Consider the following 24,985-nt stretch of genomic DNA (forward strand, 5'->3'; position numbering starts at 1 on the left):
TTTGGTTTCTAATTAGAACTTAAAATACTGCCTTTTAGTATTTTACACTTCTGAATATTTAACGTTCTGATTTCAAGGTGGGGTATTCAATGCCCAATTGTTCTAAATATGTATCGAATTTGGTTTCATCATAATAGAATTTCTCTAAATCAGCGCGAAACTGATCTTGTTTGTCCTTATTCATGTAAATAGGTGGTAAATCATCTGCAGAAATCATGGGTTCATAAGTGTCATCTTTGCTTTGAACGTCATTGAAATAAGTCCAAGCATCTTTTAAGAGTTGTGGTTTTAAAAGGAAATCCAAAATGGTCATTGCTTCTGCTTTAGCCCCTGCAACAACTCCTTTATGTGCAATAGGTGTTGCCATTGTTATGGCATTACTCCAGTGATGTCCTTGCAATCCCGGAATGTTTGACGGATACCGCATTGTTACTGTTGGTATCTTCCACGAAATATCACCAATGTCATCGGAGCCTCCGCTTATTGGCGTTACCATTGGCAAACCAAGGTCCATTAATTCAGTTGCCAAACCATCAACATTTAAAGAATTCACTTCTTTTTGAACGGCCTTGGCCAAAGTTTGGTCCGCTTCTGACCATTCTGGCAATCCAATTGTCTTTATGTTCTCATACATGGTCTCTGCAATCACTTTATTAAAATGACGCGGCCAAGCAGCGCCCAAAACCCTTGATGACATTTTTGTTCCTGTCATTAGGGCTGCTCCTTTTGCTATATCATTTGCTTCGGCATACATTTTCATGATGCCCCTGTATTTGATATCTCGAAAATAAAACCAAATGGCCGCCTTTGAGGGAACCACATTAGGTTGGTCACCAGCATCTGTAAAAATAGAATGTGAGCGCTTTAACGGGTGCAAATGTTCTCGCTTATAATTCCAGCCAATATTCATTAACTCCACTGCATCAAGAGCACTTCTACCGCGCCAGGGCGCTCCGGCGGAATGCGCTGCCTCACCTTCAAACATATACTCAACTGAAATCAACCCAGTACCTGTTGTCGGACCGTAGGAAACGCCAAGGTTACTGCTAACATGGGTGAAAATGCACATATCGATGTTATCAAATAGTCCGTCACGCACATACCAGGCTTTAGAACCTAATAGTTCTTCCGCAATACCCGGCCATACTAAAAGCGTACCACCAATATTTTCACGCTCCATAATTTTCTTGACGGCTAAAACTGCAGCAATATTCAAAGGAATACCCGAATTATGTCCTTCGCCATGCCCCGGGGCACCTTCAACCATAGGTTTGTGATAAGCAACACCTGGGTATTGGGATGCTTTCGGAATACAATCAACATCGCTACCAATTGCAATTGTTGGACCTTCACCATTACTCCACTCCGCAAACCATGCAGTAGGAATTCCTGAAATGGAATTTTCAATTTTAAAACCATTCGATTCTAAGATTCCAGTGAGATATTTCGAACTCTCCTGTTCTTGGAAACCAAGCTCTGCAAAGCTAAATACTTTGTCAACCATTACTTGAGCTAGTTTTTTGTCAGCCTCTACCAACGCTGCTACTTCGGTTTTTAATTTTTTGATTTTACCCTTGGAGAATTTTTGTGCCTGAATAGTTAGGGCACAAGAAAGAAGAGTCAATACGAATAGTGTTCTCATTTGATTGGTTTTGGATTTGCAGAATATTCTAAAATAAGAAACTTCTGAACCAATTGATTTACAGAACATGACTTTTTAATTCTTTGCGAAAAGTGCTAATGGTATTTGGAATAATTGGAATTTAAAGCCCTACAATTCTTGATATCATAAAAGGAGTTAAACCCAAGTCTGTTCTAAAAAGGACAAAAAATTACCATTTAGGATTTGCTGGATTTCCAATGTTGAATATCCTCGAGCACCCAATAGTTCTGGTAGCTTTTGCAAATCGGCAATGCTATCCAAGTCTTTGGGCGACTGTTCTTTACCAAAGGCGCCATCCAAATCGGTACCGATTCCAACATGGTTTGCATTACCCGCTAATTGACAAATATGGTCAATATGGTCTACTACATTTTGAAGTCCCACATTCATGCTTTGAGGTGTGGATACGCCTCGTTGCCAATTTGGAGTCAACATCCATGCATCCATAGCAACACCAATGACACCCTTTCGGTTGATGATTTCTTTGATTTGTTCATCTGAAAATTGCCGATTGTGGTTCACCAAGACCCTACAATTGTTGTGACTGGCCCAAAGCGGTCCTGAATACAAATCCATGGCTTCCCAAAAGCAGGTATCACTTAAATGGGTAACATCCAATATCAAACCCAACTCGCTTATTTTCTTAAGGAGCTCACGCCCTTTAGAGCCTAATGGTCCATCTGAATCCGTACCAAAAGCATAGGTCCCAGGGCCATAATGGGCAGGCCCAATTGCCCTTAACCCGTTTTGATAGGCCTTTTCGAGATAGTCCATATTAATAATGGAATCCGCTCCTTCAAGGCTTAAAATGTAACCGATTGGGGTTAAACCAGGGTCTTTATCCCAATTTGCCAAATGGGCCTGAAGTTGTTTTAGATTGGTTATTTGGACCATTTCCCCACACTGCTCCATAGTCCGATACCACTCAAATTGGGCTTGTGTTTGCGCCCATGCCTGTTCCGGAGAATACCAACCGGGTAACGTACTGCCTTTTTTTACATAGCGCGCAATTTGTGTGGCCACACAGATACCCACATTCCCTTCACGCAAAGCAGGTAAAGAAACCGTTCCTTGAGCACGGTCTGGCTTATCGCTCATACCAGATTCCCTTTCTCGTATTTCTTCTACTGAAAGCCGTAAATCGCGATTCCATTCCATCGCATTCATGGAAAGGTCTAGATGAGCGTCAAAGATTAATGGTGCGTCCATCAGAAATTAATTTTTCGGTCTCTTGCTGCGACCTTCCAACTACTTGAAATTCTTCCATCCTCAACCACATGAACGTTGGGATATTTAGCCACAGTCGGACATATATGCATTGGTATCGCATAGAATAGGTCTCCTATTTCATAATTCTCTGGATTACTGACTGAAAGCACAAAATGCTCCTCACTCTGCCCTAATTGCTCAAAATCATCTGAGTTTAAAAATTTGACCCGAGGAAATGGCATTTCAGAAGCCAAAGACTTGTGCCCCAAATCCAAACAGAACTGTTCCGATTGAGGCTTACTTATCAATCGGGTTACCAGCACCGCAGCATGTTGAAAGTTCATTTCGGGGAATTTGGAACCATACCCTTCGTCCCATAGTAGCGTCGTACCCGGAGATAACACAATATCATCTCTGTGGGCATGGGCTGGAAAAGTTGGTGAGCCACCAACTATGATTGATTCGACTTTATATCCATCGGCTTCAAGGGTATCGCGCATTTCCAATACGGGCTGCAGCGCTTCTGCACAGGCTTTTTTGCGTTCTTCAAAATCTTGAATCCGTAGGTGACCATCATACACATGAAATCCTCTTGCCACTAAATATTCATTCCCAGAAATCGATTTAAACAATTCAAGTACCGCAACACTTGGTGCGATGCCCGTGCGGTTCATACCATTGTTAATATCGATAAAGGCCCCTACACTTTGTTTCCGCTCTAAAGCCATTGCTTCAATGCGGTTGGCGATGCCAAGATTATCAACTAAACAGGCAAACATAGCATTCGGAAAGTTTGCCGCAACCTCAAAAAATCGTTTGATTTCTGGCCCAACGGGCTGCATCGCCAAAAGAATATCTTTGGCACCAGTGGAGGCCAGCAATTCCATTTCGGCAATGGTGGCACATTTAAATTTGTTGATGCCATGCTTTTGTTGCATTTGAATGACCTCGGCCATCTTATACGTCTTAATATGCGGCCTAAGTTTCTCTGCTGAACCTGCAATACGCAACATTTCTCTAATGTTGTGTTCAATACGGTCAGGATATAATAGTAACGAGGGAGTAGTTAGCGCCTCAATATTTTGAACCGTAAACCAATTGGAATCACTCATTATTCGTAAAGTTCAAAATGTGCTTCAATTTCAACTAGAATATTACTGGGAAGCATCATACCAACGGCACTTCGTACACCTATCCCGTTTTCCTTTCCGAAAACGTCGGCCATTAATTCACTAAAACCATTGATGACATACGGATGTTCTTTAAAATCAGGGGTGCAGTTGACCATTCCCAATACCTTCACCACACGCTTGATACGGTCTAAATCACCAAAGTGTTCTTGAATTGTGGAGAGCATCGTTAAACCAACCTGTCGTGCCCCTTCTTTTCCTTTATCCTTATCCGCATCGTCCCCAACACGTCCGGTCATTAGGCTTCCATCTACATTAACAGGGCCTTGCCCTGAAACATACAAGAATTTATCCACCACTAAGACAGGTCTGTATACGCCTGCAGGCGGTGGAGCTGGAGGTAACTCTAGCCCAAGGGCGGTAATTCGTTCTTTGATTGAATTCATGATTAGATAAATTGATTTAATACTAGCGTTCCTAAAAGTCCCATGATACCTACTAAGGTTTCCATCACCGTCCAAGTTCTAAGGGTTTGTTTCACTGAAAGGTTGAAATACTCCTTAAACAACCAAAACCCGGAATCATTCACATGGGAAAGCATTAAACTACCTGAACCAATGGCCAACACCAACAATTCAGCACTAACCCCAGCTGTTGAGGCCAATGGCAAAACGATACCTGCAGCGGTCAAACCGGCGACAGTAGCGGAACCCACACAAACCCGAATGGCTGTGGCAATCAACCAAGCCAAGATAATTGGGGAAAAATTAGAGTTTTCCAATAAGCCAGCGATATAATCGCTTACTCCACTATCGATTAAAATCTGTTTTAGTGCGCCGGCACCACCAATAACCAATAGAATCATGGTGATTCCAACAACGCCTTCAACAACGGTATCCATAACTTCTTTCATCTTTTTACCTTGGCGAAGACCCAAAGTGTAAATGGCCAAAAGCACGGCCAACAGCATGGCCATCACTGGATTCCCCAGAAAAACTAAAACTGTTCGCAAGGTTCCTTCTTCAAGAAACTGCTCTGCTGCAATAGCAATAAAAATTAAGATAATGGGAAACAATGCGGTAAAAAGACTAATGCCCGTTTTAGGCATTTCATGGTCTTCCAATACCTGCGGATTGTAAAATTTAGCCAAGGGCTTGGCCTCTATGTTTTTTAAGGTTCGTGCAAATAATGGTCCACCAACTATAATGGCAGGTATGGCCACTATCAAGCCATAAAGTAAGGTCTTCCCAAAATCGGCTTCAAACATAGTTGCGATTGCTGTTGGCGCAGGATGCGGTGGCAAATAGCCATGGGTAACCGAAAGTGAAGTCAACATCGGAAGGCCCACGTACAAAAGGGGTAATCTCGTGGTTGCGGCAACCGTAAATACCAAGGGCACCAAGATTACAAAACCGACCGAATAAAACATTGGGATTCCCACAATGAATCCGGTCAAAACCACGGCCCATTGCACGTATTTGATTCCAAAGGTGTCCACCAGTTTTGTGGTTATCCGTTGCGCTGCGCCGCTATCGGCAACGAGTTTGCCCAGCATTGCTCCAAGACCGAGGATGAGCACTAAAAAACCAAGTGTGCTTCCTATTCCCTTTTGTATGGAAGCAACAATGGCAAGGGGCTCCATGCCTTGTAATAATCCAACAAATAGACAAACGATGATAAAAGATAAAAAAGAGTTGAGCTTTAAACCGGCAATCAGGGCGAATAACAACAAGATTCCAGCAATAACAATTAGTAAGGTCATAAATTGGTTGAGTTTGTGCTAAAAGTAACGATTTTAAAACTTTGGAAAATTGTTGTTTTCCTTATCTTTCGAAGCCTAAGCGAATACCTTTTAAGACTATGAAAAAGTTCTACGATTTTAAAAATTTCAAAGGTGATTTAACCGGCGGTTTGGTCGCCGGGGTGATTGCACTTCCGTTGGCTTTGGCTTTCGGGGTTCAATCCGGAATGGGTGCTGCAGCTGGGCTCTATGGCGCAATTGCAGTGGGTATTTTTGCTGCGCTTTTCGGCGGCACGGAAACCCAAGCAAGTGGACCCACGGGCCCAATGACTGTCGTTTCAGCAGCATTGGTTGCTGGGGCAATCCAAATGAATGGAGACCTTGACAACGCCATGGGCATTATTCTGGTGACCTTTTTGTTGGGCGGATTGATTCAAATTGTATTCGGACTTTTAAATATAGCAGGCTATGTCAAGTACTTTCCCTATCCAGTCGTTTCCGGCTTTATGAGCGGTGTTGGACTGATAATCATCATCTTGCAATTATTCCCTTTGGTAGGACTTTCATCTCCTAAATCAACAGTCGCCGTAATTAAAGATTTACCTAGAATGTTTACCGAAGGTAACCTATATGCTTTGGCGCTGGGTGTATTGACCATAGTAGTCTACTATGTTTTTCCGAAAATTACCAAGGCGGTACCAAGTGCTTTGGTCGCACTTTTGGTGTCTTCCTTGGCGGCCTATTTTTTAAAATGGGATGTTCCAGTTATAGGTGAAATTCCCTCTGGGCTTCCTGCCCTGCAAATTGGAACGATGTGGCCCATTGATCCGGGAGCTTATAGTTTAATCATAGAATATGCAATCGTTTTAGCGGTTTTGGGTAGTATTGATTCGTTATTGACCTCTGTCATTGCCGATAATATGACCAAAACCAAACACAATAGTAACCGGGAACTGATTGGTCAAGGCCTTGGTAATATGTTAGCGGCTGTGATTGGGGGTATCCCTGGGGCCGGAGCTACCAAGGGCACGGTTGTGAATATTAACGCCGGTGGTAAAACCCGTCTTTCTGGAGCATTGCACGGTATATTTTTATTGACGGTCTTACTTGGACTGGGTACCCTAGCCGCACACATTCCTTTAGCCGTACTTGCAGGTCTATTGATTCCGGTGGGATTCAAGATTATTGATTTCAAGGGATTAAAACATTTAAAAGTAGTACCAAGGGCAGATGCAATCGTTTTGGTTATCGTATTGTTGATAACCACCTTTGGAAGTCTCATCAATGCCGTAGGTATCGGTGTGGCACTAGCATCCCTCCTATTTATGAAGCAGGCCAGTGATTTGGCAAAAAATGGTATGGAAGTCGGTTCCGTATCTGATTTTGATGGTTCCAAACCATGGCAAGATGAGCAGGAATTTTACGAAAAGTACAAGGATAAAGTCATTATCAAACACCTCTATGGTCCACTGTTCTTTGGATTTACCTCCTACTTTAAAGATGGTATTAAAGAATTGGGTGGAGATATCAAAGCGCTTATCATCCGAATGGACCGTGTTCCATATATAGACCAATCGGGTCTTTATGCCCTGGAGGAAGCAATTTTTGACCTTAGACAACAAGGCATTGAAGTCATCCTAACAGGCTTGAAAGAACAACCCAAAGACCAAATGTTGGCCATCGATTTAATCGATGATTTGGTTCCCCATGAGGATGTTTTTGAGACGGTCGATGAGGCATTCACTTATTTAAGAGGCAAATTGGGATAGGTAGGCAAGATTTTTGATATGTCTTTTCATCAATGGAAAGTAACGAACACGCCTTATCTTTATCCAGCAGATGAAAACAAAAACGTTTATAGCACTACTTTTTACGGCTTTTAGTTTTGTGTTAGGAGCACAAGAAACGACCTATACCTTCAAAAAAGGGGACTATAGCGGTATTGGCAAGTGGTATATGGGTCGAGAAATTGCCCATGTCATGGGGTATCAGGGCATGAGTTGGTTGGAACGCTCCCAACGTGAAGAAGAAGAAAACTCCGCACTCCTACTAAAAAATATGCGCATTCGCCCGGAAGATGATATTGCAGATATTGGTGCCGGTTCGGGATATCACGTATTTCAAATGGCTGAAATGGCCATTGATGGTACCATTTATGCGGTTGATATTCAAGAGGAAATGTTGTTGGCCATGAAAAAGAAGATGGAAACCAATGCCGTGAACAACGTAAAACTGGTAAGGGGTGATGAAAAAACCGTAAATCTTGAAGAGAACTCCGTAGATAAGATTTTGATTGTCGATGTCTACCATGAGATGAGCGACCCCGTTGCTATGATGCGTTCCATAAAAAAAGCCTTACGCCCAAGAGGGCAATTGTATTTGATTGAATACCGAGCTGAAGACCCTGAGGTGCCAATCAAACGCCTGCACAAAATGACCGAAGAACAAGCCGTTAAAGAAATGGCCACCTTCGGTTTTAGGCTAAAAGAAAACATCAATAATTTACCTTGGCAACATTGTATGGTTTTTGTAAAAGGCATCTAAGCCTTCGGTCACCCATTTATTATCTCCTTATTCTATTTTTTTCAGCAAGCATGAACGCACAAATCGTATTTGACTCCCAGAACAATCCAAAGGCCGACAATTGGTACGTTGTAGATGACGTTGTGATGGGTGGGCGCTCCAATGGGCATTTCGAATTAACGCCTGAAGGCCATGCTAAATTTTTTGGTGAGGTTTCCTTAGAAAACAACGGTGGTTTCTCTTCGGTTCGTTATGCCATTCCTGAAACAAAAGTAAGTCTGGAAGCCACCTTAAAAATTCGATTAAAAGGCGATGGCAATCGCTACCAATTGCGAATAAAGGATCAAGAAAGCACCTATCACAACTACATCACCTATTTTGAGACCAGTGGTGATTGGCAAACTTTGCAATTTAAAGTCAAAGATTTGTATCCAACCTTTCGGGGTCGTCGGTTAAACCTTCCCAACTTCAATCATCAAACCATTGGAGCCCTCGGTTTTTTAATTGGCAATAAAATTCCACAGCAATTCCAACTTACGATTGCAAAGATTGAAATCGTGAATTAAGGTATTTAGAACCACAATAAACTAATTAGCCTTGGGCCTTTTGAACCAAACTATGGTTTATCTTTCTTGTCCATTTTATTCAAGACTCAAACTGCAGTGCCAACCAAAAAACTATTTAACGCTCTAAGGTTATTCGTATTCGTTTTACTTGAACTGGTAATCAGTCCAGAAGGTTTTGGTCAGCAAATCCAGCGTCCAGAGTTTCGTTCAGGGGATTTAACTGATGCTTTCAATTTTGATGGTGCACTTAGCGAAAGTGACTGGGCAAACGCACCTACCCTTAACGAACTAAAGACCACGGTTCCTGAAGAAGGTGGCGTACCCTCGCAGTCCACGATACTACAATTTCTTACCGATACACGTACTGTTGTTATTGGTATTCGCTGTAACGACACTAATCCTGATGGGATAATTCGCTTTTCTAAACTACGGGATGCCGATATTTCGGAAGAAGACCATGTTAAGATTGTTATTGACCCTTTTCTTGACGGACAGTCTGGTTATATCTTGGCAGTGAATCCGTTGGCAGCACGTTACGATGCACTCGTATCAAATAGAGGGGAATCTGAAAATGAGGACTGGGATGCGGTTTGGGATGCCAAAACCCAAATCACTGAAGAAGGTTGGACAGCAGAAATTGTACTACCCATTCAAAGTATTGCCTTCAAAAAAGGCCTCACAAAGTGGGGTTTTAATGTAGAACGGAGAATTCAACGGAATTTAGAAACGATTCGTTGGGCAAATGTTAAGCGCGACCAGTTTTTTGCACAAACCAGTCGTGCGGGCCTGGTAACCGGACTGCCCAAATTCAATTATGGGGTTGGTCTGAACGTTAGACCTTCTTTGATTGCCAACGCCAATCAATTTGGTGCCAATGGGGCAATGGTGGTGGACCCAAATTATAGTTTGGATGCCAATCAACGTATCGGACCAAACGTATTGGCCACCTTTACGGTAAATACGGACTTTGGTGAAACCGAGGTCGATACACGTCAAACCAATTTAACACGCTTCCCTTTGTTCTTTCCAGAGAAACGGACCTTTTTTCTTGAAGGTTCCGACATTTTCGAATTTGGTTTTGGTACGGGTAGAAGCACCGTACTACCCTTTTTCAGCAGAAGAATTGGGCTTCGAAACAATGTTCAAATTCCGGTTATTGCCGGTACCAAGTTAAATGGCCGAATCGGCAAGACCGCCTTTGGGGCACTCGGTATTCGAACCAATGACTTTGATTTGAACAATGAAAATTTTGGCGCCACCAACATGGGTGTTGTTCGCGTTCGTAGAAATGTATTAAAGGAAAGTTCAGTTGGTATTATTGCCTCTTCAGGTGACCCTCTGGGCCGTGAGGGGAGCTTTATGACCGGTGCGGATTTTACATTTCAGACTACGCGATTTAATGGGGATAAGAACTTTTTGGTCGGAGGTTGGGCCCTATTTACCGACAGGGCCGATTTATCAGGTGATCGCTCCGCTGCGGGATTTAAGATTGATTACCCGAATGACCGATGGGATATCGCCCTGACCTATGCGCGAATAGGCGAGGATTTTGACCCTTCTTTAGGCTTTGTACCCCGTCGAGGTGTAAATAGCTATCGTATTGGTGGTACCTTCGCGCCACGCCCTAAAGCCCCTTGGCTGCGTCAAATGTTCAATCAGTTGTTCATTACCTACATCAACAACATTTCGGGACCCTGGCAATCATACAGTGTATTCACCGCCCCAATAAATTGGCGGTTGGAAAGTGGAGACCGTATTGAGGCGAATATTCGGCCTGTTGGTGAGAATATCGTACAGCCTTTTGAAATTTCTGATGGGGTAACCATTCCCGTTGGGGAGTATAATTTTATGCGCTATCGCTTAGAGGGTGAATTTGCCCGTAAACGGCGTTTAAGTGGTCAAGCAACCTGGTGGTTCGGAAGTTTTTATGATGGAAATCTAGACGAGTTTGAATTGACCCTAAACTGGAACCCGAGTGCCTTGTTGGCTTTTGAATTTAACGGCTTGCACAATCGGGCACGATTGCCCTTTGGCGACTTCAACCAGACCCTGGCAGGGCTACGAGTGCGCTTTAATGTGACCTCTAACCTACAGTTGAACAGCTATCTGCAATACGACACCGATAGCCGGGTATTGGGGTTAAATGCACGTATTCATTGGATATTCTCCCCCTTAGGTGATGTGTTCTTGGTATACAACAACAATACCTTCAACGGGTTAAACCAACAACCATGGACATTACAAAACCGTCAGCTACTTCTGAAAGTGCGGTATAATTTCCGATTGTAAAAGAATCATACACTATCAACAAACCTAGTTAACAACTCCAAATTTCCAGCTTCCAAATCACTGCACATTTTGATAACTTTGCGTCTTTCCAAAATGGCTGACATGATTCACTTTTTCGGAGACCCCTCTAGTAAGGTTTTCGCACTACAGACCAACCAAGAACTTTCACAAAAAGACCAAGAAAAACTTAGCTGGTTATTTGGCAACCAACCTCAACTAGAAGCGGCGTCACTCGACGCCTTTTTTGTTGGTCCTCGAGCAGCCATGGTCACCCCATGGAGCACCAATGCTACTGAGATTACCCAAAATATGGGGGTACAGGGAATTATACGAATCGAGGAATATATAGCGGTTGAAGAAGCCTTTACCGACTTTGACCCTATGCTTTTTCAAAAGTATGCTGAACTCAATCAAGACATTTTTACAATTGCCGTGAGTCCAGAGCCCATTTTAGAAATTGACGACATCGCTGCCTATAATCAACAAGAAGGGCTGGCCCTGAGCCCAGAAGAAGTTACCTACCTAGAAGAATTGGCCCAACGATTGGGTCGCAAGCTCACAGACTCCGAGGTTTTTGGGTTTAGCCAAGTGAACTCAGAACACTGCCGCCATAAAATCTTTAATGGCACTTTTGTCATAGATGGTAAGGAAAAACCAACATCTTTATTTAAACTCATCAAAAAAACTTCTCAGGAACATCCAAACGGCATTGTTTCGGCTTATAAAGACAATGTGGCCTTTATCAAAGGACCAAAAGCCGTGCAGTTTGCACCGAAGACTGCCGATAAACCTGATTTCTACGAAGAACAAGAATTTGACTCCGTTTTATCGCTCAAAGCAGAGACGCACAACTTTCCAACCACTGTTGAACCTTTCAATGGCGCCGCAACAGGTTCAGGAGGTGAAATTCGTGACCGTCTTGCAGGTGGTAAGGGTAGTTTACCCTTGGCGGGCACCGCAGTTTATATGACGTCGTATTCGCGTCTTGAGCGAGATTTCGACTCCGCTCAATCCACGAAGTCTTGGGAAAATGCGTTTCCAGAAAGGGATTGGTTGTACCAAACCCCAATGGATATCCTCATAAAAGCAAGTAATGGTGCATCAGATTTTGGAAATAAGTTCGGACAACCCTTGATTTCCGGTTCCTTGCTCACTTTTGAACATGCCGAGGTCATTGAGCGTAGTCGAAATGCCGAAGGAACGAATTCCAATGAAGTCACTTCGACTCCGTTCAGTGACCAAGTTCGCCTTGGCTTCGACAAGGTCATCATGCTAGCAGGGGGCATCGGATATGGCAAGGAAGAACAAGCCATAAAAGAAACACCCAACAAATCAGACAAAGTAGTGATTTTGGGTGGTGACAATTATCGTATTGGTATGGGTGGTGCTGCAGTTTCAAGTGCTGATACCGGTGAGTTTGAATCCGCGATAGAGTTGAATGCTGTACAACGAAGTAATCCTGAAATGCAAAAACGAGCGGCCAATGCCATTCGTGGTATGGTCGAATCAGAGGAGAACCCTATTGTTTCCATTCATGACCACGGAGCTGGCGGACATCTAAATTGCCTCTCAGAATTGGTCGAAGAAACTGGGGGTAAAATTGATTTGGACAAGTTGCCTATTGGTGACCCAACCCTTTCCAACAAAGAAATCATAGGCAACGAGAGCCAAGAACGCATGGGTCTTGTTATCGGACAAAAAGATATCGACCTCTTAAAAAAGATTGCAGACCGGGAGCGCTCTCCCCTATTTGAAGTTGGCGAAGTTACCGGTGACCACCGTTTTACTTTTGAAAGCAGCACTACAGGCAACAAACCCATGGATTTGGAACTGGCCGATATGTTTGGCAGTTCACCAAAGACCATAATGGAAGATTCGAAGCTTAATGTTCAGTATCGCGATGGTGAATACAGCCTTGAGCACTTTCATGATTATCTCGAAAACGTTTTACAATTGGAAGCCGTAGCTTGCAAAGATTGGCTGACCAACAAAGTTGACCGCTGTGTTGGTGGTCGTGTGGCCAAACAACAATGTGCTGGCCCACTTCAGCTACCATTGAACAACTGTGGAGTTATGGCTCTTGATTTTAAGGGAAAGGAAGGATTGGCAACCAGTATCGGTCACTCCCCTGTTTCAGGATTGATTGACCCCGTAGCCGGTAGTCGCAATAGTATCGCAGAAGCCTTGACCAATATCATCTGGGCACCCTTGGAAGAGGAATTGAAATCGGTTTCACTCTCCGCGAATTGGATGTGGCCGTGCAGAAACCCTGGCGAAGATGCGCGTTTGTACGATGCCGTAGAAGCCTGTTCAGAATTCGCAATCGAATTGGGCATCAACATTCCGACCGGTAAGGATTCTTTGAGTATGAAGCAGAAATACAAAGATCAAGAGGTCATTGCTCCAGGTACGGTGGTTATCTCAGCAGCAGGACATTGCTCAGATTTAAAACAGGTGGTAGAACCTGTCTTGCAAAAAGATGGTGGGGATGTCTTTTATCTCAACCTCAGCAAAGACCAACATAAATTGGGTGGGTCCAGTTTCAACCAGGTGTTAAATGCGGTGGGTAGCGAAGCGCCTTCCGTTATGGATTCTGCCTACTTCAAAAAAGCTTTTGATGCTATTCAAGCAGAAATCAAAGCTGGGAACATCATTTCAGGTCATGATATTGGTTCTGGTGGATTAATAACCACCCTTTTGGAAATCTGTTTTGCGGACAACGATTTGGGGGCAGAACTGGATTTGACTGCCATTGGAGAGCCCGATACCATTAAACTTTTATTCTCAGAAAATATTGGTCTGGTATTACAAATGAATGATACCACCTCAGAACGATTGATGTCTGCAGGCATTGATTTGGTGAGGCTCGGCAGTCCAATTAAAGAAGGGACCTTGAAGTTAAAAAATCATGGTGTTGAAATGGGATTGAACATCGCTTCACTTCGTGATACTTGGTTTAAGACGTCATATCTGTTGGATGACAAACAAACAGCCAATGGACTGGCCAAAGACCGATATGAAAACTATAAGAACCAGCCTTTAACATATACCTTTCCGGCTACGACTCCGCTCAGCCTCCCGGTCATTGAAGGTAGTCGAAATGAACGGCCTAAAGCGGCTATTCTCCGCGAAAAAGGAAGCAACTCGGAGCGGGAAATGGCTCACGCCATGTATCTGGCTGGGTTCGATGTGAAGGATGTACATATGACCGATTTGATTTCTGGCCGGGAAGATTTAAAGGACATTCAATTCTTAGGAGCCGTTGGCGGATTCTCCAATTCTGATGTTTTGGGTTCTGCAAAAGGATGGGCCGGTGCCATCAAATACAACGAACGCGCCAACAAGGCCATTATGGATTTCTTTGCACGACCTGATACACTCTCCGTTGGAATCTGTAACGGTTGCCAACTCTTTATGGAGTTGGATTTGATTAATCCAGAGCATGGAGCACAACATGGCAAAATGACCTATAACGATTCAGGTAAGCACGAAAGCAATTTTACATCGGTAAAGATTCAGGAAAACAATTCCGTAATGCTATCGAATTTGGAGGGAGCAACCTTAGGGGTCTGGATTAGCCATGGGGAAGGAAAATTCGCCTTACCAATGAGCGAGGACAACTATGAGGTCGTTGCAAAATATGGGTATGCAGCATATCCCGCCAATCCCAATGGCAGTGATTATAATATAGCCATGCTAACCGACAAAACCGGCCGCCATTTGGTAACCATGCCACATATTGAACGTAGCATTTTCCCTTGGAACTGGGCGCACTACCCAAAAGATAGGAACGATACCATTTCCCCATGGATTCAAGCCTTTATTAATGCAAGGGAATGGGTTGAAAAGACCAATGCCTAATTGATATCAACACGGTTTACTTGTCCACATGGTTTACAAGGTGTTTTCGATTACCTTTAAGGTAAAACGAGAACAAATGAAAACACCGCTCAACCGAAGAAAATTTATTCAGAACAGTTCACTATTGGCCATGGGAGCAGTTTCGGCACCACTCATGGGGGCTTCTTCATTACCGATTGCCAGTGCTTTACCAACTTTTGAGAACATGAATATTATCGGCCCGAGGGAGGGATTTTCTCCAAATATTGGAACCTTGGTTTCAATGATGAACTGGATGCGGGAAGTTATGCTTAGTCCGGTTCGAGGAATGAGCATTTCTGACCTTGACTATTTAATCGATGACAATGCCAATACAATTGGGGCAATGTTAATGCATTTGGCCGCTACTGAACGTTTTTATCAAATCAATACGTTTGACAATAAAAAATGGGGGGACTTTCCTGAAGCAGATTTAATAAAGTTTGGTGCAGCCTCTATGCTCGGTGACCGAGGCAGGGCCGAAATCAAAGGAAAACCATTGGATTACTACCTCGAAGAAATGACCACTATTCGTGAAAACACCCTGTCAGAATTCAAGAAAAGGGATGATGATTGGTTGTTCTCGGTGGATGGCGAATTTCCATGGGGTCCGACGAACAACTACTGTAAATGGTTTCATGTTTGCGAACATGAATCGAATCACAATGGGGTGTTCAAATTCTTAAAAAGTCGGATTGTTTAAATGTGGTAACCAAAATTAATTTTTCAGAATCAAAAAATGGTCATCCATAACATTACCGACAAGGATTAAGTCCTTGTAAGGAGCTGCTACAGAGGTGGCAGAAACCTTAGCACCATCATCTAAAAAGGTCGTTTCTACAGAATAATCACCTTGACCACGGTAGTCAATCTTAACAATTTCTGAGGGCGCATTAGGTAATTTTCCCTTTGCATATGCGGTAAAGGCCAAAAGATTTGGATGTGAACCCGACCAAATATTTCCGTCTTTGTCAAATTCAAGATTATCAACTCCTGTACCCGTATCAATGGTGTCCAAATAGTCTAACTTGCCATCTTCTAATCTGCTGAATACTATGATTTTAAATCCCCTTGGAGAGGCGACAAATAGTAAATTTCGATTTGCATCGTAGTTTATTCCGTTCGCATAGGCCAGCGAATTATCCACAACCGTATAATCAGACCCGTCAAAGTAAACAGTCTCGCATTTTGCCAAGCCCAAATAATTCTCTGCCAGCCTCCCTAGTGTGTTTTCGTAATAATGGTCGTTGGTGAAATAAAATTCGTTTTCTGATACCGCTACCAAATCGTTTATGGCATAAATCATTTCATCTTTAATTGTCTTTACATGAACCAAACTATCGGTATGAAACAAATCAAAGACCTCAACACTTTCCCCATCGGCATGATTGGCCACAAACAACTTGTGTTTTGTACTATCTACTTGAAATAGACTAATACCGTGAGGTAATAAATCCAAATCCATTTGTTCTGACAATGCAGTTACTGCAAGGTTTTCATCACCAAGGTCCATAGTGTAAATACCGCCCCGCTTAGGATTACCATCACGCTCTGCAGCCCGATCGTAGGAAATAAAAATGGCAAAATTGTCATCCTCATCTACAGTGATATCCTCCACCCCAGCAATTGGGATTTCTTTTAGAATTGAACCCTGCATCTTGTTTTCAATCTTTCTAAAATAGCCGGTGGAGTTAAAAATATACAGGATGTATAATCCCAGTACTAGAACTATCGCCAAAAGAACTATAAACCTCTTTCTCATTATTAGTTGGTTTGGATTTTTCTAAAGGTATTTGAATTTTCTTGGATTCGTTCTTTTAGCTACCTTCAGGCATATGAAAATTAGACCTGCAAACAAAAACGATGTAGCGGCCATTGTAGAGATGCTGGCGAATGATAAATTGGGTAGTCAACGTGAAGAGTTTCGAAACCCATTACCCAACGCCTATCTCAAAGCTTTTGAAAGCATAAACACCGACCCATACCAAGAACTGGTCGTCATGGAAGACGAATCAGAAATGGTCATCGGCACCTTACAACTTTCATTTATACAATATCTAACCTATCAAGGTGGTATACGTGCACAAATTGAACAGGTTCGCATACACGAAAGCCAACGAGGCAAAGGGCTTGGTAAAGTATTGTTCGAATGGGCCATCAATCGTTCTAAGGAAAGAGGCGCCCATTTGGTGCAATTGACCACGGACAAAAAAAGACCGGATGCCCTTCGGTTTTATGAAAGCTTGGGTTTTAAAGCTTCACATGAAGGCATGAAACTCAAATTCTAGTTGATAAACGGGTCTGAGAATTTCGGATCATTGATAAAGCTATTGTCCGTTAAGGTCTCCATAAAGTCAACCAAAGCCTGTTTGTCAGCATCGCTTAGATTTAATCGACGAACCATATTATTATTGTTACGAAGTCGATTATCTAAATCAGGGCTGTTTTGAACACCACTATTGTAATGTTCCACCACATCCATTAACGTTGCGAATCGCCCATCATGCATATAGGGTGCCGTCAATGCAATATTGCGTAAAGAATTTACCTTGAACTCCCCTCTATCATTATTGTTGCCGGTAACACCTGCGACTCCCAAATCAACCAATAAGGCATCAAGCCCATTGTTGCGCGCTGCATCTCCAACAAATGCGTTGGTATGGTGGCAATCCGAACATCGGGTCTGGTTACTAAAAAATAACTGCTTCCCACGGTTTTCAGAGGTCGAGAAATTCGGAAAATTATCTTCTTCATCATTTACTTGGGCAAGTCCTTCATCATAACGTGATTGGTAAGATACCATAGACCTGACAAACTGGGCTAATGCTAATGAAACACGGCTTGCGGTCACCTCTTCATCACCGTAAACCATTCGAAATAAGACCTGGTAATACTCCTCGGCTTGAAGCTTTTGCTCCATTTCATCAAGGGTCAGTCCCATTTCAATTTCATCTTGAATGGGTAACAAAACCTGTTCCTCTAAGGATGCAGCACGTTCATCCCAAAAGAAAGTGCCGTTTTCATAAAATCTTGCATTTGCTAGTCCCATTGAGTTTCTACCAGTGAGTCCTCCTTCAAAGCCAATGCTAAACTGCCCAGGGTCTGAAAAACCGTTTGCCTGCAAATGGCAAGAAGCACAAGAAATCGTGTTATTTGCCGATAACCGTTCGTCATAAAACAAAACGCGACCCAGGGTAGCCCCAATGTTTGAAACAGGATTATTGTTAGGGCTATTATCTTCATCTTGAAGCTGATTATCCAAAAAGTAATTTGGAAGGTTTACAACATATTGCTCAAGATTTTCGTCTAGACTGAGGGATTCATTAAGTATGGAATAATCAGTTGCAAGGAAATCTCCAATCATTTCGCCATTACCGTTGTCTTGGGGATTGTTTCCCTCAGTATCCGAATCTTCATCGGTAAATAAAATTTCAAGTTCATCGGACTCGTCTGAAGAACAAGAAATCAACAAAAAAGATACTAGAAGGAAAAAAGGCACAACGCTTACTTTCATAAATATTTGATTTAAAGGATTTTAAAGTAATTGTGTGCATATGTGTTTTAGTTTATAACAATTAAGATGCTGTTTACCCTAATAACTTGTGTCCAAAACTCCAATTATTAATCCCTCAAAAAAATTGCAGTTCAATCATTAAATCCATTTTATAAAACAGTTTTCTTTCCCTATTTTGCAATTTCCTTACAGAAACTTAATATGACTCAAGTAACCCGACTCTTCGATTTCCCGTATTACCAATTAGAAAAATATAATCTTGACAAAGCTTTGGTCACCAAGAAAAATGGCAAATGGGAAGCTACCTCAACCAAAGACTATTTGGCCAAGGCCAATGCAATAAGTCGTGGACTATTGCGAATGGGTGTTAAAAAAGGAGATAAAATCGCCATCATTTCGATGACGAACCGAACGGAGTGGAACATAATGGATATCGGTGCACTTCAAATTGGTGCCACGACAGTACCCATATATCCTACCATTTCAGAAGAAGATTATCAGTACGTACTGAACCATTCAGAAGCTAAGTACTGTTTTGTATCCTGTGAAGATGTATTGAAAAAAGTACTTGCAGTTAGTGGAAATACTAAAAAACTAGAAGATGTCTTTTCTTTTGATGAATTAAAAAATTGCAATCATTGGAGTGAAGTTCTGGATAAGGGTAAGGATGAATCAAATCAGAATGAGGTAGAGGAAAGAAAGGCAGAAATCAAACCAGATGATTTGGCGACCTTCATTTATACTTCAGGAACAACAGGGCGTCCAAAAGGGGTCATGTTATCGCATAACAATATTGTCTCAAATGTACTGGCAAGTGAAAAAAGGGTACCCCTACAGGGTGGTTCTTCTGCCCTAAGTTTTCTTCCTGTGTGTCACATTTTTGAACGCATGATACTGTATTTATACCAATACTGCGGAATTCAAATCTATTTTGCAGAAGGATTGGACAAAATATCTGAAAATGCCAAGGAAGTACATCCAAATGTGATGACAGTTGTTCCACGATTGTTGGAGAAAGTTTACGATGCCATTGTCAGTAAAGGGGAAGAATTGGAAGGTATTAAAAGGAAACTCTTCTTCTGGGCTGTAGACCTTGGGCTTAAGTTCGAGCCTTATGGAAAAAATGGCTGGTTTTACGAAAAGAAATTAGGGCTTGCCAGAAAACTGATTTTCAGTAAATGGAAAGATGCCCTTGGCGGTGAGATAGAAATGTTGGTCTCTGGTAGTGCTGCGCTACAACCTAGGCTCGGACGTGTGTTTGGTGCTGCGGGAATGCCCGTAATGGAAGGCTACGGCCTTACCGAAACTTCTCCTGTAATCTCAGTGAACCAACAAGAAGGTGGTGGCTGGAAAATTGGCAGTGTGGGTAGACCTATTGAAGGTGTGGAAGTTAAAATTGCCGATGACGGTGAGATTCTTTGTAAAGGACCAAACGTCATGCAAGGATACTACAAAGACCCAGATAAAACCGCCGAAGTTATCAAAGATGGTTATTTCCATACCGGGGATATTGGCGAAATAGACGCCAACGGAATATTAAAAATCACGGACCGTAAAAAAGAAATGTTCAAAACTTCGGGAGGTAAGTATGTGGCTCCACAGTTGCTGGAAAATCGATTTAAACAATCCCGATTCATTGAACAGATTATGGTTGTGGGAGAAGGAGAAAAAATGCCTGCTGCCCTTATTCAACCTAATTTTGAGTACCTGCAAACCTGGTGTGAGGAAAACAACATTACCATCGGTCAGAATTCTGATGTAGTTGTGAATGATAAGGTCATTGCGAAACTTCAAGAAGAGGTGGATGATGCCAATTCAGACTTTGCAAAATGGGAAAAGGTGAAACAGTTTCGATTGACACCGGATGTTTGGAGTGTTGATGATGGCCATATGACTCCAACCATGAAGTTGCGCCGTAAAATCATAAAAGAAATGTACATGGATTTGTACAACGACATCTACGGTCGATAATGCATTAATTCTACATTTAATTGCAGTAAGATGGGCTTTGAAAAGTACGACGATGAAAAATTGGTCAAAACCACCAAGGGCCTGAAAACGGTATTGATTGCCTTGGGAATTATTTGGATTGCACTCCTTGCTTTCTACGTAGGTACCCTACTCTATAGCGTTGAAAAAGGGAACTTTCAATTTGCGACAGCAGTACCCTTTATCGTTGGCCCAGTAACACTTCTGCCTGTTTTTTTAAACTACAAAAACTTCAAAAAAGAGATTGAGCGAAGGGGACTGAAGTAAGTTCGGTTTCCTTGAATCAAGAATATTTTCGGTGCTACAGCTTAACGAATTTATTATGCATGCATAATAAATTTTTTCTATATTTGGCATCGAAATTTGTTCTATGAGGGATTTGACAATCGACTGGGCCTTGCGTGCAACCTGGCAGGCCGTGACAAAATTGTACAATGAAGAAGCCAAAAACTATGGACTGACCATGGCCATAGGCTTCACCTTGTTGAGCATCGACTCTAAAAAAGGTACCCCTAGTACGGCCTTGGGCCCAAGAATGGGAATGGAAGCTACTAGTCTTTCTAGAATTTTAAACACTTTAGAAAGTCGTGGTTATATCGAAAGAAGACCAAACCCCAATGACGGCCGCGGTGTTCTAATCCATTTGACTGCCTTAGGTGTTGAAAAACGCAAAGACTCAAAAGAGGTGGTCATGCAGTTCAATGATGCGGTCAGGGAACAATTGAATGATGATAATCTTGACGGATTTTATAGAACCGTTGAAGTCATCAACAAACTTATTCAAGACAAGAAAATTTACACGAAAACAACAACTGAATAAAACTCAAAACTTAACATGAAAAGGCATATCAACAAAGTTGCCGTAATCGGTTCTGGTATAATGGGTAGTGGTATTGCATGCCACTTCGCCAATATTGGGGTCGAAGTATTATTACTGGATATCGTTCCTAGGGAACTAAATGATAAGGAAAAGGCTAAGGGCCTTTCTTTAAATGACAAAGTGGTTCGAAATCGTTTGGTGAACGAAGCACTGACTAAGGCTTTAAGATCAAAGCCCTCCCCTATTTATCATAAGAACTTTGCTAAGCGCATCAGCACAGGAAATCTTGAAGATGACATTGCCAAAGTGAAAAACGTCGACTGGATTATCGAAGTAGTGGTGGAACGGTTGGATATCAAAAAACAAGTTTTTGAAAACCTTGAAAAACACCGTACCCCAGGAACTTTGATTACTTCAAATACCTCGGGTATTCCCATCAAGTTTATGAGTGAAGGGCGTAGTGATGATTTTCAGAAACACTTCTGCGGAACACACTTCTTTAACCCTGCTCGCTATTTAAAACTCTTTGAAATCATTCCTGGTCCAAAAACGGATCAGTCCGTATTGGATTTCTTGAACGGTTACGGTGAGCAATACTTAGGCAAGACTTCTGTTGTTGCCAAAGACACCCCTGCCTTTATTGGAAACAGGATTGGAACATTCGGGATTTTCTCGCTGTTCCACGCCATGAAAGAATTGGGCATGACCATTGAAGAGGTTGATAAATTAACCGGTCCACTAATTGGTAGACCAAAATCGGCCACATTCAGAACGGTTGATGTCGTTGGTTTGGACACTTTGGTACATGTAGGTAACGGACTTTACGAGAACTGTAAAGATGATGAGCGTCGCGATGTCTTTAAAATGCCGGAATTCATCAATACCATGATGGAAAACAAGTGGTTGGGCAGTAAAACAGGCCAGGGGTTCTACAAGAAATCGGTAAATGCCGAAGGAAAAAAGGAAATACTTTCCCTTGATTTGGACACTTTGGAGTACCGTTCTAAAAAGAGCGCCAAATTCGCAACACTTGAATTGACCAAATCAATTGACAATGTTGCGGACAGATTCTCCGTATTGAGTGATGGAAAAGATAAGGCTGGTGAATTCTTTAGAAAAAGTTTTGGTGCATTGTTTTCCTATGCTTCACTCAGAATACCTGAAATCACGGATGAATTGTTCAAAATTGATGATGCGACCTGTGCTGGTTTCGGCTGGGAACATGGTCCATTCCAAATTTGGGATGCAGTAGGTCTTGATAAAGGGATTGAATTTGTTGAAGCTGAAGGGCTTAAGGTTGCTGATTGGGTAATGGATATGAAGGCAGCTGGTATTGAATCTTTCTACACTGTGAAGGATGGTGCCAGTTACTACTACGATATTCCATCCAAGAAAATGGAAAAAATTCCAGGGCAGGATTCCTTTATCATCTTGGATAACATTCGCAAATCGAATGAAGTATTCAAAAATGCTGGAGTTGTTGTAGAAGACCTTGGAGATGGCATTTTAAATGTCGAATTCCAATCTAAAATGAACACCATTGGTGCCGATGTCATTACTGGTTTGAACAAGGCCATTGATATTGCTGAAAAAGACTTTCAAGGTTTAGTGGTCGGTAATCAAGCTGCCAATTTCTCTGTTGGCGCAAACATTGGCATGATTTTCATGATGGCCGTTGAGCAAGAGTATGACGAGTTGAACATGGCCATTAAGATGTTCCAAGATACGGTAATGCGTTTGCGTTATTCGTCAATACCGACAGTTGCTGCGCCCCACGGTATGTCTTTAGGTGGCGGTTGTGAAATCACCATGCATGCTGATAAAGTTGTAGCAGCTGCTGAAAGCTACATCGGTTTGGTTGAATTTGGTGTTGGTGTCATCCCAGGCGGTGGTGGTTCTAAAGAGATGGCCATGAGGGCATCTGATTCTTTTAGGCCAGGTGACGTGGAGCTTAACATCCTTCAAGAATATTTCTTGACCATTGGTATGGCCAAAGTTTCGACTTCAGCTTATGAAGCCTTTGATTTGGGAATCCTTCAAAAAGGAAAAGACGTAATTGTTGTCAATAAAGACCGACAAATTGCAACGGCCAAAGCCTACGCGAAGTTGATGGCGGAACAAGGGTATACCCAACCACCAGCGCGACGTGACGTTAAGGTTCTTGGTAAACAAGCTTTAGGTATGTTCTTGGTTGGTACGGATTCAATGGAAGCCAGTAACTATATCAGTGAACACGATAAAAAGATTGCCAATAAATTGGCGTATGTCATGGCCGGTGGTGATTTATCAGAACCAAGCTATGTAAGTGAACAATACTTATTGGACATCGAACGCGAAGCTTTCCTATCGCTTTGCGGAGAACGTAAAACACTGGAGCGTATCGAACATATGCTCAAGACCGGAAAACCTTTAAGAAATTAATATTTCGCTGTAAGCCATGGGCTTATAGCCAAAAGCTAATAAAATGAAAACTGCATATATAGTTAAAGGCTACAGAACTGCTGTAGGTAAATCAAAAAGAGGTGGCTTCCGTTTTAAGAGAGCGGACGAATTGGCTGCTGAGACAATTGAACATTTGGTTGCGCAATTACCAGATTTCGACAAATCAAGAATTGATGATGTAATCGTTGGTAATGCAATGCCAGAAGGATCACAAGGACTTAATATGGCGCGATTGATTTCACTTATGGGATTGAATATCGTTGATGTGCCCGGTGTTACAGTTAATCGTTTTTGTTCTTCAGGACTGGAAACCATTGGAATTGCCTCTGCTAAAATTCAAGCAGGTATGGCCGATTGTATTATCGCTGGTGGTGTTGAAAGTATGAGTTCCGTACCAATGACCGGTTACAAATCAGAATTGAACTACGATTTGGTGAATTCTGGTCACGAAGATTACTACTGGGGTATGGGTAATACTGCAGAAGCGGTTGCCAAAGAATTCAAGGTCTCAAGAGAAGATCAAGATGAATTCTCCTATCATTCGCATATGAAAGCCTTAAAGGCCCTTGCAGAGGATAGGTTCCAAGAGCAAATTGTTCCTATTGAAGTTGAGGAAACCTACGTGGATGCAAGTGGTAAAAAAGCCACCAAAAAGTTTACGGTCAGTAAAGATGAAGGTCCTAGGGCAGGAACATCAATCGAGGCCTTGGCCAAATTGCGTCCGGTATTCGCCGCTAATGGTACTGTTACTGCAGGTAACTCATCTCAAACCAGTGATGGAGCTGCATTTGTGATGGTCATGAGCGAAGAGATGGTCAAAGAACTTAACCTTGAACCAGAAGCTCGTTTGGTCAGTTATGCCGCTGCAGGTGTAGAGCCAAGAATAATGGGTATCGGCCCCGTTAAGGCGGTGCCAAAAGCCTTGGCACAAGCTGGACTTTCACAAGACGCTATTGAACTGATTGAATTGAACGAAGCCTTTGCTTCGCAATCCCTTGCGGTGATACGAGAATTGGGATTAAATCCTGAAATCGTAAATCCGAATGGAGGAGCCATTGCACTTGGGCACCCACTAGGATGTACAGGAGCCAAGCTTTCAGTTCAACTATTTGATGAGATGAGAAAACGAAATATGAAAGGAAAACACGGTTTGGTAACCATGTGTGTGGGTACTGGCCAAGGTGCAGCTGGAGTCTTTGAATTTTTAAATTAATAGAAAC

The 24,985-nt window shown here is 42.4% G+C and carries 19 protein-coding genes; 12 read left to right on the plus strand and 7 right to left on the minus strand.

Annotated features, from left to right (window positions below; genetic code table 11):
• Nucleotides 1-58: 58 nt before the first annotated feature.
• The 5 genes from HCU67_RS12005 to HCU67_RS12025 all read right to left on the minus strand — a co-directional run bounded on the left by HCU67_RS12005 (nucleotide 59) and on the right by HCU67_RS12025 (nucleotide 5,764).
• Nucleotides 59-1,642 (minus strand): zinc-binding metallopeptidase family protein, encoded by a 1,584-nt coding sequence (locus HCU67_RS12005; RefSeq protein WP_168552853.1) that lies wholly within the window; start codon nucleotides 1,640-1,642, stop codon nucleotides 59-61.
• A 156-nt stretch (nucleotides 1,643-1,798) separates the two neighbouring features.
• A complete protein-coding gene (locus tag HCU67_RS12010) occupies nucleotides 1,799-2,872 on the minus strand; it encodes a dipeptidase (RefSeq protein WP_168552854.1) in 1,074 nt (357 codons plus the stop codon).
• Nucleotides 2,872-3,984, minus strand: coding sequence for a D-TA family PLP-dependent enzyme (locus HCU67_RS12015; protein ID WP_168552855.1), 1,113 nt, complete (start codon nucleotides 3,982-3,984; stop codon nucleotides 2,872-2,874). Before HCU67_RS12015 ends, HCU67_RS12010 begins: the two co-directional genes overlap by 1 nt.
• Nucleotides 3,984-4,448, minus strand: a complete 465-nt coding sequence (locus HCU67_RS12020; protein WP_168552856.1) for a RidA family protein — start codon at nucleotides 4,446-4,448, stop codon at nucleotides 3,984-3,986. The genes HCU67_RS12015 and HCU67_RS12020 overlap by 1 nt, the downstream gene beginning before the upstream one ends.
• A 2-nt stretch (nucleotides 4,449-4,450) precedes the next feature.
• On the minus strand, nucleotides 4,451-5,764 hold the full coding sequence (locus tag HCU67_RS12025) for a gluconate:H+ symporter (protein ID WP_168552857.1): 1,314 nt from the start codon (nucleotides 5,762-5,764) through the stop codon (nucleotides 4,451-4,453).
• Nucleotides 5,765-5,862: 98 nt separating this feature from the next.
• Between HCU67_RS12025 and HCU67_RS12030 the strand changes: the two genes are divergently transcribed.
• From HCU67_RS12030 to HCU67_RS12055, 6 genes are all read left to right on the plus strand, one after another.
• A complete protein-coding gene (locus tag HCU67_RS12030) occupies nucleotides 5,863-7,512 on the plus strand; it encodes a SulP family inorganic anion transporter (RefSeq protein ID WP_168552858.1) in 1,650 nt (549 codons plus the stop codon).
• A 70-nt stretch (nucleotides 7,513-7,582) separates the two neighbouring features.
• Nucleotides 7,583-8,287: a class I SAM-dependent methyltransferase gene (locus HCU67_RS12035; protein ID WP_168552859.1), complete on the plus strand. Its 705-nt coding sequence runs from the start codon at nucleotides 7,583-7,585 to the stop codon at nucleotides 8,285-8,287.
• 50 nt (nucleotides 8,288-8,337) lie between these two features.
• Nucleotides 8,338-8,832: a CIA30 family protein gene (locus HCU67_RS12040; protein WP_168552860.1), complete on the plus strand. Its 495-nt coding sequence runs from the start codon at nucleotides 8,338-8,340 to the stop codon at nucleotides 8,830-8,832.
• Between the two features lie 66 nt (nucleotides 8,833-8,898).
• On the plus strand, nucleotides 8,899-11,121 hold the full coding sequence (locus HCU67_RS12045; protein ID WP_168552861.1) for a carbohydrate binding family 9 domain-containing protein: 2,223 nt from the start codon (nucleotides 8,899-8,901) through the stop codon (nucleotides 11,119-11,121).
• A 102-nt stretch (nucleotides 11,122-11,223) separates the two neighbouring features.
• Nucleotides 11,224-14,982 (plus strand): phosphoribosylformylglycinamidine synthase, encoded by a 3,759-nt coding sequence (gene purL / locus HCU67_RS12050; RefSeq protein WP_168552862.1) that lies wholly within the window; start codon nucleotides 11,224-11,226, stop codon nucleotides 14,980-14,982.
• Between the two features lie 76 nt (nucleotides 14,983-15,058).
• Nucleotides 15,059-15,703 carry a DinB family protein gene (locus tag HCU67_RS12055; protein WP_168552863.1) on the plus strand — a complete coding sequence of 215 codons (645 nt, stop codon included), beginning with the start codon at nucleotides 15,059-15,061 and terminating at the stop codon, nucleotides 15,701-15,703.
• Between the two features lie 15 nt (nucleotides 15,704-15,718).
• On the opposite strand, the gene HCU67_RS12060 is transcribed toward HCU67_RS12055, so the two are convergent.
• Nucleotides 15,719-16,762 (minus strand): SMP-30/gluconolactonase/LRE family protein, encoded by a 1,044-nt coding sequence (locus tag HCU67_RS12060; RefSeq protein WP_168552864.1) that lies wholly within the window; start codon nucleotides 16,760-16,762, stop codon nucleotides 15,719-15,721.
• A gap of 73 nt (nucleotides 16,763-16,835) precedes the next feature.
• Between HCU67_RS12060 and HCU67_RS12065 the strand changes: the two genes are divergently transcribed.
• Nucleotides 16,836-17,288: a GNAT family N-acetyltransferase gene (locus tag HCU67_RS12065; RefSeq protein ID WP_168552865.1), complete on the plus strand. Its 453-nt coding sequence runs from the start codon at nucleotides 16,836-16,838 to the stop codon at nucleotides 17,286-17,288.
• On the opposite strand, the gene HCU67_RS12070 is transcribed toward HCU67_RS12065, so the two are convergent.
• Nucleotides 17,285-18,514 (minus strand): cytochrome-c peroxidase, encoded by a 1,230-nt coding sequence (locus HCU67_RS12070; protein ID WP_246865773.1) that lies wholly within the window; start codon nucleotides 18,512-18,514, stop codon nucleotides 17,285-17,287. The two genes, HCU67_RS12065 and HCU67_RS12070, sit on opposite strands and share 4 nt — an antisense overlap.
• A gap of 201 nt (nucleotides 18,515-18,715) precedes the next feature.
• Here HCU67_RS12070 and HCU67_RS12075 point away from each other — a divergent pair, with 201 nt between their 5' ends.
• From HCU67_RS12075 to HCU67_RS12095, 5 genes are all read left to right on the plus strand, one after another.
• Nucleotides 18,716-20,485: an AMP-dependent synthetase/ligase gene (locus HCU67_RS12075; protein WP_168552866.1), complete on the plus strand. Its 1,770-nt coding sequence runs from the start codon at nucleotides 18,716-18,718 to the stop codon at nucleotides 20,483-20,485.
• Between the two features lie 30 nt (nucleotides 20,486-20,515).
• Entirely contained in the window at nucleotides 20,516-20,770 is a 255-nt protein-coding gene (locus HCU67_RS12080) for a hypothetical protein (protein ID WP_168552867.1), read from the plus strand.
• A 103-nt stretch (nucleotides 20,771-20,873) separates the two neighbouring features.
• A complete protein-coding gene (locus tag HCU67_RS12085) occupies nucleotides 20,874-21,323 on the plus strand; it encodes a MarR family winged helix-turn-helix transcriptional regulator (protein ID WP_168552868.1) in 450 nt (149 codons plus the stop codon).
• Between the two features lie 15 nt (nucleotides 21,324-21,338).
• Nucleotides 21,339-23,744, plus strand: coding sequence for a 3-hydroxyacyl-CoA dehydrogenase/enoyl-CoA hydratase family protein (locus HCU67_RS12090; protein WP_168552869.1), 2,406 nt, complete (start codon nucleotides 21,339-21,341; stop codon nucleotides 23,742-23,744).
• 43 nt (nucleotides 23,745-23,787) lie between these two features.
• On the plus strand, nucleotides 23,788-24,978 hold the full coding sequence (locus HCU67_RS12095; protein ID WP_168552870.1) for an acetyl-CoA C-acyltransferase: 1,191 nt from the start codon (nucleotides 23,788-23,790) through the stop codon (nucleotides 24,976-24,978).
• Nucleotides 24,979-24,985 lie beyond the last annotated feature (7 nt).

Source organism: Croceivirga thetidis, assembly GCF_012272815.1.
Taxonomy (GTDB): Bacteria; Bacteroidota; Bacteroidia; order Flavobacteriales; family Flavobacteriaceae; genus Croceivirga; species Croceivirga thetidis.